Origin of the sequence: Arthrobacter sp. P2b (assembly GCF_900168295.1) — a bacterium.
Lineage (GTDB): Bacteria > Actinomycetota > Actinomycetes > Actinomycetales > Micrococcaceae > Arthrobacter.
This window is the reverse complement of the sequence record NZ_FVZL01000001.1, coordinates 803,399-815,155: the sequence shown is the minus strand read 5'-3', so window position 1 is coordinate 815,155 and position 11,757 is coordinate 803,399. Positions and strand designations below refer to the sequence as shown.

At 66.6% G+C, this 11,757-nt stretch carries 9 protein-coding genes and 1 tRNA gene; 8 read left to right on the top strand and 2 right to left on the bottom strand.

Annotated features, from left to right (window positions below; translation table 11 throughout):
- Positions 1 to 1,125, bottom strand: a complete 1,125-nt coding sequence (locus B5520_RS03590; protein ID WP_079595660.1) for an AAA family ATPase — start codon at positions 1,123 to 1,125, stop codon at positions 1 to 3.
- Between the two features lie 165 nt (positions 1,126 to 1,290).
- Here B5520_RS03590 and B5520_RS03585 point away from each other — a divergent pair, with 165 nt between their 5' ends.
- The 5 genes from B5520_RS03585 (at position 1,291) to B5520_RS03565 (ending at position 7,486) form a co-directional block, all read left to right on the top strand.
- On the top strand, positions 1,291 to 2,196 hold the full coding sequence (locus tag B5520_RS03585; protein WP_079595659.1) for a TatD family hydrolase: 906 nt from the start codon (positions 1,291 to 1,293) through the stop codon (positions 2,194 to 2,196).
- A gap of 256 nt (positions 2,197 to 2,452) precedes the next feature.
- The gene (locus B5520_RS03580; protein WP_176156748.1) at positions 2,453 to 3,646 is read left to right on the top strand and encodes a resuscitation-promoting factor; all 1,194 of its coding nucleotides are present in this window, start codon (positions 2,453 to 2,455) and stop codon (positions 3,644 to 3,646) included.
- Between the two features lie 135 nt (positions 3,647 to 3,781).
- Complete coding sequence (rsmA, locus tag B5520_RS03575) at positions 3,782 to 4,654, top strand: 16S rRNA (adenine(1518)-N(6)/adenine(1519)-N(6))-dimethyltransferase RsmA (RefSeq protein WP_079595657.1); 873 nt, start codon at positions 3,782 to 3,784, stop codon at positions 4,652 to 4,654.
- Positions 4,651 to 5,613, top strand: a complete 963-nt coding sequence (locus B5520_RS03570) for a 4-(cytidine 5'-diphospho)-2-C-methyl-D-erythritol kinase (protein ID WP_079595656.1) — start codon at positions 4,651 to 4,653, stop codon at positions 5,611 to 5,613. The genes rsmA and B5520_RS03570 overlap by 4 nt, the downstream gene beginning before the upstream one ends.
- A 46-nt stretch (positions 5,614 to 5,659) precedes the next feature.
- Positions 5,660 to 7,486 carry an ABC-F family ATP-binding cassette domain-containing protein gene (locus B5520_RS03565; RefSeq protein WP_079595655.1) on the top strand — a complete coding sequence of 609 codons (1,827 nt, stop codon included), beginning with the start codon at positions 5,660 to 5,662 and terminating at the stop codon, positions 7,484 to 7,486.
- A 743-nt stretch (positions 7,487 to 8,229) separates the two neighbouring features.
- On the opposite strand, the gene B5520_RS03560 is transcribed toward B5520_RS03565, so the two are convergent.
- Positions 8,230 to 8,856: a TetR/AcrR family transcriptional regulator gene (locus B5520_RS03560; protein ID WP_079595654.1), complete on the bottom strand. Its 627-nt coding sequence runs from the start codon at positions 8,854 to 8,856 to the stop codon at positions 8,230 to 8,232.
- A gap of 134 nt (positions 8,857 to 8,990) precedes the next feature.
- Here B5520_RS03560 and B5520_RS03555 point away from each other — a divergent pair.
- From B5520_RS03555 to B5520_RS03545, 3 genes are all read left to right on the top strand, one after another.
- A tRNA-Gln gene (locus B5520_RS03555) sits at positions 8,991 to 9,062 on the top strand.
- Positions 9,063 to 9,163: 101 nt separating this feature from the next.
- Positions 9,164 to 10,639 (top strand): bifunctional UDP-N-acetylglucosamine diphosphorylase/glucosamine-1-phosphate N-acetyltransferase GlmU, encoded by a 1,476-nt coding sequence (glmU, locus tag B5520_RS03550; RefSeq protein WP_079595653.1) that lies wholly within the window; start codon positions 9,164 to 9,166, stop codon positions 10,637 to 10,639.
- 2 nt (positions 10,640 to 10,641) lie between these two features.
- Positions 10,642 to 11,622 (top strand): ribose-phosphate diphosphokinase, encoded by a 981-nt coding sequence (locus B5520_RS03545; protein WP_079595652.1) that lies wholly within the window; start codon positions 10,642 to 10,644, stop codon positions 11,620 to 11,622.
- Positions 11,623 to 11,757 lie beyond the last annotated feature (135 nt).

Here is an 11,757-nt window from a genome sequence, read left to right as displayed (position 1 = left end):
CTAGTGGTTCCTGCCCACGCCGGCCACCGGGGCAGGGCTCCTGCCGGTGGACCTGGGCTGCCGGGCAGGCTCGGCCGGCGTGTGCGGAACGGGCAGGCGCGACAGGATGCCCCGCAGGACGCTGTGCGGAGTCTCGCCCGCTCCGGCCGCCTTCCGGTCCAGGATGATGCGGTGCGCCAGGACGGCCTCTGCCACCTGGAGCACGTCATCGGGCAAAACGAAGTCCCGGCCGTCAAGGGCGGCAGTGGCCTTCGCTGCACGCAACAGCTGCAGCATGGAACGGGGGCTCGCGCCCAGCCGGAGGAGGGGGCTTTCCCGGGTGGCCCTGCCCACCGAAACCGTGTACTCCTTGACCGCCTGCGAAACATAGACCTGCTGGACGCTGGCGATCATGGCGGCCACGTCGGCCGTGGTTACCACAGCGGCGACCTTGGCCAGCGGAGAGGTGGCCTGATGTGTTTCGAGCATCTCGATCTCGGCGTCCTTGTCCGGGTAGCCCATGGAGATCCGTGCCATGAACCGGTCCCGCTGCGCCTCCGGCAGAGGATAGGTTCCTTCCATCTCAATGGGATTCTGGGTGGCAACCACCATGAACGGCTCGTCGAGCCGGTAGGAGTTGCCGTCCACGGTGACCTGGTGCTCCTCCATGCACTCGAGGAGGGCGGACTGGGTTTTGGCGGACGCGCGGTTGATTTCGTCGCCGATGACGATGTTCGCGAAAACCGCGCCGGGCCGGAACTCGAACAGCCTTGACGCCTGGTTGTAGATGGACACCCCGGTGACGTCGGAGGGCAGCAGGTCAGGGGTGAACTGGATGCGGTTGACGGTGCAGTCGATGGTCCGGGCCAGCGTCTTGGCCAGGAGGGTCTTCCCGACGCCGGGTACGTCCTCGAGCAGCAGGTGGCCCTGCGCCAGCAGGACAGTCAGTGCCAGCTTTGCAGCATCCGATTTCCCATCGATTACCGTGTTCACCGTTGTCAGGATGCGCTGGCTTGCCGCGTGGAAAGACTCACCGTCCATCGCCGCCGGACGGTGCCCGTTCAGGCGGCTGACGGGGTCCGGGACGCCGGCCAGGTTGCCGGTAGCAGCGCTCACATCGTTGGCAGTACGTCGGTGGGATTCCATCGGCAACCTTTCAGCCCGGGGTCTCGCCTGGACGGGACAAGTAAGCCTGCCTTCGCCCGTCGGTGGGCGTTCGCATCTGTCCGTACCAGACTACTAACACAACTGCCGCAGCTGACAGAGAGTTCCGGCAAAAATGGGGCCAACCTCCGCAGTTAGGCTGGAGGGATGTGCAACACGCTGATCCCCGACGCTTACCGCAGCCCCGTTGCCGGGGACGCACCCGATCCTGAGAACGGCAGGAAGCGCGAGTTCCCGCCCGCCCCGGAACCCCTGCCGGTGCCGGTCATGGACAACCACACCCACCTCGATTTTCCCGACGGGAAGGCGCCCGTGGGCATTAAGGCCGCCCTGGATGCAGCCGCCGCGGTGGGTGTCCAGGGTGCGGTGCAGGTGGGCTGCGACCTCGAGTCCTCCCGTTTCACCGTGCAGGCGGTGGACCAGGACGAACGGCTCCTCGGGGCTGTTGCCCTGCACCCCAACGATGCCCCCCGCTACGCGGCCCGCGGCGGGCTGGAAGAGGCGCTCGCTGAAATCGAGCAGCTGGCAGCCCACCCGCGCATCAGGGCCATCGGGGAGACCGGCCTGGACTTCTTCCGTACCGAAGGCGAAGGCCTGGTCCACCAGAAATACTCCTTCCGCCGCCATATCGACATTGCCAAGCGCCTGGGCCTCACACTGCAGATCCACGACCGTGACGCGCACAGTGACGTGGTGCAGGTCCTGCGGGAGGAAGGCGCACCGGAGCGGGTGGTGTTCCACTGCTTCTCGGGTGATGAGGAGCTGGCCGCAGTCTGCAACCAGGAGGGCTGGTGGATGTCCTTCGCGGGAACACTCACCTTCCGGAACGCCACAAACCTGCGTGCCGCGCTGGCCGTCGCCGATCCTGCGTTGGTCCTGGTGGAAACCGATGCTCCCTTCCTCACACCCCACCCGCACCGGGGCCGGCCGAACGCGAGCTACATGGTGCCCTACACGGTGCGTGCCATGGCTGAATTGACAAATACCGACCTGGCCTCGCTGTGCGCCGGTATCAGCGAAAATACCGTGCGGGCGTACGGATCCTGGGTGTAACGAAACAGCTTTGTTGCTCACCCCAAGGAATACCTGGTATGCAAAATTGTTGGTCCCTTTATAACGCTACGGTTACAGTGAAGAACTATTAGCCGGGGTCGGGGAAGGCCAGCGGGTAATTCACTTCTTTCTGCAGCACGATGTGCCGGACCTTGTTCCGGCCTGACCGTTGCGCGAAGTGTGGCGGCGCAACGGTGCCCGGACTGCCTCATGCAAGGCGGTGCCGGGCATTTTATTGCGCGATCCCCGTGCCCGGATGGACCTAAAGTTATGGGCAATCGTGGTCAAGTTCTTCACAACGGACGGCAAGTTCAGCTTTATCAAAGTTGGCGCCCAGTTGCTGGTGCTTTGCGCGCTGGTGGTGGGGCTCGTAGCCTTCGTCGGCAATAACAAAACTGTCACGCTCAATGTCGACGGCAAAGTCACGTCCGTGCAGACCTTCGGCGGTACCGTGGGCCAGGTGGTTAAGAGCGCCAACCTTGAGCTCAAGCCCACCGACCGGGTCTCCCCGGCCATCGACGCCTCGGTCCGGAACGGCACCGTCATCAACGTCAACCAGGCCAAAGAGGTCAAGGTGAGCCTGGACGGGGCAGAGAAGACCGTCAACACCAACGCCCAGGACGTGGCAGGCCTGGTGACCGAGCTTGGCGTTGCCAGCGCATCGTCCGTTTCGGTTCCCAAGGACGCGCAGCTCGCCGTCGCGGGATCCTTCGTCTCGATCTCCACTCCCAAGACCGTCAGCATCGTCGCCGACGGCAAGGTGGATACCGCCACCACCACCGCAGCCACGGTTGGCAAGGTTCTGGAAGACGCCGGCCTGACCCTCGGCGCCAACGACCGCACTTCCCAGCCCGCCAACGCCCACGTGGTAAACAACATGGTGATCAAGGTCTCCCGCGTGGATAACGCCCAGACCGCCGTGACCACCGACGAGGTTCCTTTCGAAAAGGTCACCACGGAGAGCGCCGAGCTTCTGAAGGGCGAACAGGAAGTCACCCAGGCAGGTTCTGCCGGAAAGATCGAAAAGACCTACAAACTGGTTCTGGTGGATGGCCGCGAAGCGTCGCGCACCCTGGTTTCGGAGACGGTATCCGTCCAGCCTGTTGCTGAGAAGATTACGGTCGGCACCAAGCCGAAGCCGGTGGCCCAGGCAGCTCCGGCCCCCGCGGCCGGCACCAACACCGGCGCAGCAGCCCCCGCCATCATGAACGAAGCCATGTGGGACAAGATTGCCCAGTGCGAATCCGGCGGAAACTGGAGCATCAACACCGGCAACGGCTACTACGGCGGCCTGCAGTTCGATATCCAGACTTGGATCGGATCCGGCGGCGGAGCCTATGCGCCGAACGCCAGCCTGGCGACGAAAGCCCAGCAGATCGACATCGCCAACCGCGTCTACGCACAGCGCGGCCTGCAGCCCTGGGGCTGCGGCTGGGCAGCCACCAGCTGACCAGGAGCGGGCACCAGCCCGCCCGCGCACAGCGGCCGGGCCCGGACTTTCCGGGCCCGGCCGCTGCCGTTAAGCAGGCCGGCCGCGGGCATAGACCGGACCGGACGGAACCGGCGCGCGGGATAGGATACCTAGGTGACTGAACCCATCCCCGCCGCGCCCGCACCCTTGTTTGGTGCCTCCGACATACGACGGCTGGCGGAGGAAATCGGCATCAGGCCCACCAAGACCCTGGGCCAAAATTTCGTGATCGATGGCAACACGATCCGCAGGATCGTGGCTGCCGCGGGCGTGGGGCCGGCGGAAACAGTACTCGAAGTCGGGCCAGGCCTCGGCTCCCTGACCTTGGGGCTCCTGGACGCGGCAGCCTCCGTGGTCGCCGTCGAAATCGATCCGGTACTGGCTGCGAAGCTTCCGGAGACGGTGAAGGAATGGCGGCCTGCCGCTGCGGGTTCCTTCCACCTGGTCCATGCCGACGCCATGAAGGTCACCGAACTCCCGGTCCAGCCCACTGCGTTGGTGGCCAACCTGCCCTATAACGTGGCCGTGCCCGTGGTGCTGCACCTGCTGCAGCATTTCCCCAGCCTGCAGCACGGCCTGGTCATGGTGCAGGACGAGGTGGCGGACCGGCTGGCTGCCGGCCCCGGATCGAAAACGTATGGCGTCCCGTCGGTTAAGGCCGCGTGGTACAGCCAGATGCGCAAGGCCGGCGTGATCGGCATGAACGTTTTCTGGCCGGCACCCAAGATCCACTCCGGCCTGGTTGCCTTCACCCGCCGCGAACCGCCGGCCACTACAGCCAGCCGCGAGCAGGTCTTCGCCGTGGTGGACGCCGCTTTCGCGCAGCGGCGCAAGACCCTGCGCGCCGCCCTTGCCGGCTGGGCCGGGGGAGCGCCGGCGGCCGAACGCTGCCTGGTGGCAGCCGGCGTCGACCCCACTGCCCGGGGCGAGGTCATCGACATCGCCGCGTTCGCCAGGATCGCCGAAGCCAAGGAGGCCGGGGCGTGAAACCCGTGGCAGGGCGGTTCACTGCGAGGACGGTCCGGGTGAAAGCTCCGGGCAAGGTCAACGTGTCCCTTGATGTCGGCCCGCTCCGTCCTGACGGCTACCACTCGGTAGCCAGCGTTTACCTCGCCGTTTCCCTCTATGAGGAAGTGGCCGCCACCAGTACCGAAACGCCCGGAATCACAGTCAGCCTCAGTGCGGACAGCACGCTTGACCTGGACGCCGTGGACATCCCCTTGGACGGCAACAACCTGGCCTACAAAGCGGCCGCAATCATGGCGGACGTCTCTGAACATGCCACCGGGGTGCACCTGGAGATCACCAAGCGCGTGCCGGTGGCCGGCGGCATGGGCGGCGGGTCCGCGGACGCCGCAGCCACCCTCCTGGCCTGCGACGCGCTGTGGAACAGCGGCCTGTCGCGGGAGGAACTGGCCCACCTGGCCGCCGAACTCGGCGCGGACGTCCCCTTCTCCCTGCTGGGCGGCACCGCAGTTGGGCTGGGGCTGGGCGACAAGCTGTCCCCGGCGCTGGCGAAGGCCCAGACCCACTGGGTCCTGGTAACGGCGGATTATGGCCTGTCCACCCCGGAGGTGTACCGGACCCTGGACCGGCTGCGCGACGCTGAAGGCGTCAATGCCACCGAGCCCACCGGCGTCGACCCCCAGATCCTGACAGCACTGCGGAGCGGCGATGCCGAAGCCCTGAGCCGCGTCCTGGTGAACGATCTCCAGCGCGCCTCCATAGAACTGGCACCGTCACTCCGCGATACTCTTGGCATTGGCGAATCCCACGGAGCCATCGCGGGCATCGTGTCCGGTTCCGGTCCCACGGTTGCCTTGCTCGCGGATGACTCCCTAACCGCGGACGGCCTGGCAGAAGATCTGCGGCGCTACGGCTTGTCGGCCATCGCCGTGCACGGCCCCGTTCCGGGGGCACGCATCATCTCCGACACCCTGATCTGACAACGTTCAACCCACATCCCACCCGAGCAGCAGAAAGCAGTACCCTTTGGCACACCTTCTTGGCGGCGAGAACCTCACGGTTTCCTACGCAACCCGCACCGTCCTGGACGGCGTCACCCTGGGACTCGAGGAGGGTGACAGGATCGGCATGGTGGGCCGCAACGGCGACGGCAAATCCACCCTCATGCGGCTGCTCGCGCTGCGCTCCACCCCCGACGCCGGCAGGGTCACCAAACGCGGCGACGTCAACGTCGGCTACCTGGACCAGAGCGACGTGCTCGACGGCGACCTCACGGTGGGTGCCGCCATCGTGGGGGACCAGGCGGACTACGAGTGGGCCCGGAACCCCCGGATCCGCGAAATCATGGGCGGTCTGGTTTCCGACGTGGACTGGCACGCCAACGTCCATGCCCTCTCCGGCGGCCAGAAGCGGCGCGTGGCACTCGCCAAGCTGCTGATCGAGGACCACGACGTCATCATGCTGGACGAGCCCACCAACCACCTCGACGTCGAGGGCGTTGCCTGGCTGGCCCGGCACCTGAAGACACGCTGGCGGGCCAACCAGGGCGCGTTCCTGGTGGTCACCCACGACCGCTGGTTCCTGGATGAAGTCTGCACCAAAACGTGGGAAGTCCACGACGGAATCGTTGACCCCTTCGAAGGCGGTTACGCGGCCTACGTGCTGGCCCGCGCCGAGCGGGACCGGATGGCCTCCGTGGTGGAGAGCAAGCGCCAGCAGCTGGTCAAGAAGGAGCTCGCCTGGCTGCGCCGCGGCGCACCGGCACGGACATCAAAGCCGAAGTTCCGGATCGAAGCAGCCAACGCCCTTATCGAAGACGTCCCGGCACCCCGGGATTCCATGGCGCTGAACAAGATGGCCACGGCCCGCCTGGGCAAGGACGTCCTGGACCTGGAGCACGTCTCCCTCAACTTCCAGGGCGCCGACGACGGCCGGAAGCTTTTTGACAACATCACCCTCCGCCTCGCCCCGGGTGAGCGCCTGGGATTGGTAGGCGTCAACGGCGCCGGCAAGACCACCCTCCTGAAGCTCCTCAACGGCCAGATCACCCCCGACGCCGGCAAGCTGAAGCGCGGCAAGACCGTGGTTACGGCCGTGCTCACGCAGGAGGTCAAGGAGCTCGACGACGTCTCCGACCTTCGCGTCATCGAAGTCATCGAGCGGGAGAAACGTTCCTTTAACGTCGGCGGGCGGGAATTCACCGCCGGGCAGTTGGTGGAGCAGCTCGGGTTCACCAACCAGAAGCAGTGGACACCGGTGAAGGACCTCTCGGGCGGTGAGCGCCGGCGCCTGCAGCTCCTGCGATTGCTCGTGGGGGAGCCGAACGTGCTGATGCTCGACGAGCCCACCAACGATCTGGACACCGACACCCTTGCCGCTGTGGAAGACGTCCTGGACGGCTGGCCGGGGACGCTCGTGGTGGTCAGCCACGACCGCTACCTCCTGGAGCGCGTCACCGACCACCAGATGGCCCTGCTTGGCGACGGCAAGCTCCGCGGCCTGCCCGGCGGCGTGGACCAGTACCTGGAACTCCGTGAAGCTGCACTTGCGGGATCCACCGTCACGGGCGGCGGAAACCCCGTCACCAGCGGCGGTTCGGCACCTGCAGCGGCCCAGTCCGGCCCGTCCGAAGCCGAAAAGCGCGACGCCCGCAAAGCCAAGAACCGGATCGAACGCCAGCTGGGCAAACTGGACCAGGCAGAGAAAAAGCTTCACGACCTGATGCTGAAAAGCACCGAGGCCTCCGACTTCGACGCCCTGGCCGAGCAAAACCGGCAACTCAAAGACCTGGCCGGCGAACGCGACGCCCTCGAACTCGAATGGCTCGAAGCTGTAGAGGTCCTCGGGGAGTAGTCCCTTGTTCGGTTCTCTGCGGTTGGTTCCGGAACCGGCCCTTCGACGTCCGCCGCTCGCCTTGGGTGCCGGAGCCGGCCCTTCGACGTCCGCCGCTCGCCTTGGGTGCCGGAGCCGGCCCTTCGACGTCCGCCGCTCGCCTTGGGTGCCGGAGCCGGCCCTTCGACGTCCGCCGCTCGCCTTGGGTGCCGGAGCCGGCCCTTCGACGTCCGCCGCTCGCCTTGGGTGCCGGAGCCGGCCCTTCGACGTCCGCCCGCCTTGGGTTCCGGAACCGGCCCTTCGACGTCGCTTAGACACAGGACATAGGGAGCGCTGCGGTCGCTGAGCGACCTCCACGCTCCGATGTCCCGCGATGCGCGACTTTCCGAAGGACCGTCTCCGGAAGCTAGCGTCCCCTCCCAGCGTGCTCACGTCCGGAACGAAGGAGCGGCAGGGTGCCGGGAACTTCCGTCGGGACCGCCCTGGAAGGTGACGACGCTTCTGTGAGGTTGGCGGTGGGTAAGTTGGCAGCCATGCGAAGGCAACGATCGGGAAAAGTGGTGCGGGGGGCCTTCGTGTAGTCGCGCATCGCGGCGCATCGTAGCGTGGAGGTCGCCCAGCGACCGGAGCGTTACCTATGCGTCGTGTCTAAGCGACGGCGAAGGGCCACTGCACCGCGAACCTAACCACGGCCCACCTGCGAAGGTGACCAAAGGGCGACTCGCAAAGGTGACAAAGGGCCCGGAAAGGCGAGCAGGGGAGACTTAGCCCTCGGACTTCAGCTCAGGGTCTTTCTTGAGGCCGGTCAGGCCGTTCCAGGCGAGGTTGACCAGGTGGGCGGCGACGGTGTGTTTGTCGGGCTGGCGGCTGTCCTGCCACCACTGGCCGGTCATGGCTACCATGCCCACGAGCATCTGGGCGTACATGGCGCCGTCCTCGCCGCTGAACCCCCGGCGGGAGAACTCGTCGGAGAGGATGTGCTCCACGCGGGCGGTGACGTGGGAGAGCAGGGTGGAAAAAGCGCCTTCGGGTTGGGACGGCGGGGCGTCCCGCATCAGGATCCGGAAACCTTCGGTGCGGTCTTCGATGTAGGTCAGAAGTGCCAGCGCGGCGCGTTCCACCAGGACGCGCGGCTTCGCCTCCTCAGTGAGGGCCGTATTGATGGCGTCCAGCAGGATATGGAACTCAAAGTCCACCACCTGGGTGTACAGCCCTTCCTTGGAACCGAAATGTTCGTAAATGACCGGCTTGGAGACTCCCGCGCAGGCGGCGATTTCCTCGATGGTGGTGCCGTCCAGTCCGCGGACGGCGAAGAGGCCGCGCCCGACGTCGATCAGCTGGCTCCGGCGCTGAAGTCCGGTCATCCGCGTCCGCGGCGGGTTGTTGCTCACATTTCCATCATGCCTTACCCGTCTGCGGCGGGATTCCGGTGCGTCCGGGAGGACCCGGCGGCCTCGTGTCGCGCGGCGCCCCGAACCCGTGGCAAAATAGGGGATTGTGCCCGGGCCTTGCGCCTTGGGCATGGTCCGCTCTGGTGTAACGGCAGCACCCCGGCCTTTGGAGCCGTGGAGTATAGGTTCGAATCCTATGGGCGGAACTGCTGTGCGAGGAGTTCAGTAGGATGACACTCGGTGCCGCGCCGGCAGACTGGCCGGACACCGCAAGCGCCAGCGTAACCCAAGCAAGGAGAGCCCGTACGTGATCCCCGAGAAGGCCCCGTCCGCCGTAATCGTCCTGGCGGCAGGCGCCGGCACCCGGATGAAGTCACGTACCCCCAAGATCCTCCATGAAATCGGTGGCCGGTCGATGGTGGGGCACGCGCTCCTGGCAGCCCGCAGCATCAACCCCCGGCAGCTCGCCATTGTCGTCCGCCACGAACGGGACCTGGTGGCCGGTCATGTCGCTGACCTCGATCCTGCTGCCGTCATTGTGGACCAGGACGATATCCCCGGCACGGGCCGCGCGGTTGAAGCCGCGCTGCAGGCCCTGGATGCGGAACAGTTGCTGACGGGCACCGTCGTGGTGACCTACGGCGACGTGCCCCTGCTCTCCGGCCAATTGCTGGCTGAGCTGGTTGCCACCCACGAGCAGGAAGCCAACGCCGTCACGGTCCTGACGGCCGTCCTGGACGACGCCTCCGGCTACGGCCGCATCCTGCGCGGCGACGACGGCACAATAACCGGCATCCGCGAGCACAAGGACGCCACGGAAGCCGAACGGCTGATCCGCGAGGTCAACTCCGGCATTTACGCATTCGATGCCGACGTACTCCGCAACGCCCTGGGCAAGGTCACCACGGACAACGCGCAGGGCGAGAAGTACCTCACGGACGTGCTGGGACTGGCGAGGGAGGCAGGCGGGCGCGTTGCCGCCGTCGTCACCGCTGACCGCTGGCAGGTGGAGGGCGCCAACGACCGCGTCCAGCTGGCGGCCCTCGGAGCGGAGCTGAACCGCCGCACCGTGGAAGCCTGGATGCGCGCCGGCGTCACCGTCGTGGACCCGGCCACCACGTGGATCGATTCCTCCGTGACGCTTGACGAGGACGTCCGTCTCCTGCCCAACACCCAGCTTCACGGGGCCACCCGCGTGGCGAGGGACGCCGTCGTCGGCCCCGACACCACGCTGACGGACGTCACCGTGGGCGAAGGCGCGAAGGTGGTCCGCACGCACGGTTCCGGGTCGGTGATCGGCGCCGGCGCCGCCGTCGGGCCCTTCACGTACCTGCGGCCCGGCACCGTCCTGGGCGAAAGCGGCAAGATCGGCGCGTTCTACGAAACCAAGAACGTGACCATCGGCCGCGGCTCCAAACTGTCCCACCTCGGCTACGCCGGCGACGCCGAAATCGGCGAGGACACGAACATCGGCTGCGGCAACATCACAGCCAATTACGACGGCCAGAACAAACACCGCACCGTCATCGGTTCCGGCGTCCGCACCGGTTCCAACACCGTTTTTGTTGCCCCGGTCACCGTGGGGGACGGCGCCTACAGCGGCGCCGGCGCGGTGATCCGCAAGGACGTGCCTGCGGGCGCCCTGGCGCTGAGCATCGCAGCGCAGCGCAACACCGAAGGGTGGGTCCCCGCCAACAGGCCGGGAACGCGCTCCGCCGAACTGGCCCAGGCAGCCACCACAGATTCCTCAAGTACCCCGGCATCTACAGAAGAGGGCAAGTAATAATGAGCGAAATTACGGCGCACGGCGAGAAGAAGCTGGTGCTCGCCACCGGGCGGGCCCATCCGGAGCTGGCCCGGGAGATCGCCAAGGAGCTCGGTACTGACCTGCTGCCGGTGGACGCCTACGACTTCGCCAACGGTGAAATCTACGTCCGCGCCGGCGAGAGCGTCCGCGGCACCGACGCCTTCGTCATCCAGGCGCACCCGGCCCCGCTGAACAACCACCTCATGGAACAGCTGATCATGATCGATTCGCTGAAGCGGGCCTCCGCCAAGAGGATCACCGTGGTCTCCCCGTTCTACCCCTACGCACGCCAGGACAAGAAGGGCCGCGGCCGCGAGCCCATTTCCGCCCGCCTGGTGGCCGACCTCTACAAGACCGCCGGCGCCGACCGCATCATGAGCGTGGACCTGCACACCTCCCAGATCCAGGGCTTCTTCGACGGGCCCGTGGACCACCTCATGGCCATCCCGCTGCTCGCGGACTACATCCGCACCCGGGTGGACGCAGAGAACATTACGGTTGTGTCCCCGGACACCGGCCGCGTCCGCGTGGCCGAGCAGTGGGCTGAGCGCCTGGGCGGCGCCCCCCTGGCCTTCGTGCACAAGAGCCGCGACCTGACTGTCCCCAACCAGGCGGTCTCCAAGACCGTGGTGGGCCAGATCGAGGGACGCACCTGTGTCCTGATCGACGACATGATCGACACCGGGGGAACCATCTCCGGCGCCGTCCAGGTACTGAAGAACGCGGGCGCCAAGGATGTCATCATCGCCGCCACCCACGCCGTCTTCTCCGACCCCGCAGCCCAGCGGCTCGCCGACTCGGGTGCCCGCGAAGTGGTGGTCACCAACACCCTTCCGCTCACCGCGTCCCAGCGGTTCCCGCAGCTGACCGTCCTGTCCATCGCCCCGCTGATTGCGCGCGCCGTCCGTGAAGTGTTCGACGACGGTTCCGTCACCAGCCTGTTTGACGGCAACGCCTAGGCAGTGCCGGTGCCGGGTCCGTTTTCAGTAAACGGGCCCGGCGCTGGTAAGCTTTACAGCGATACCTTGGCGAGGGAGAGCAGCCGGGCAACCGGCTTGCAGGTCTCCGTTATCGACTGGGTCTGATCTGCCCTT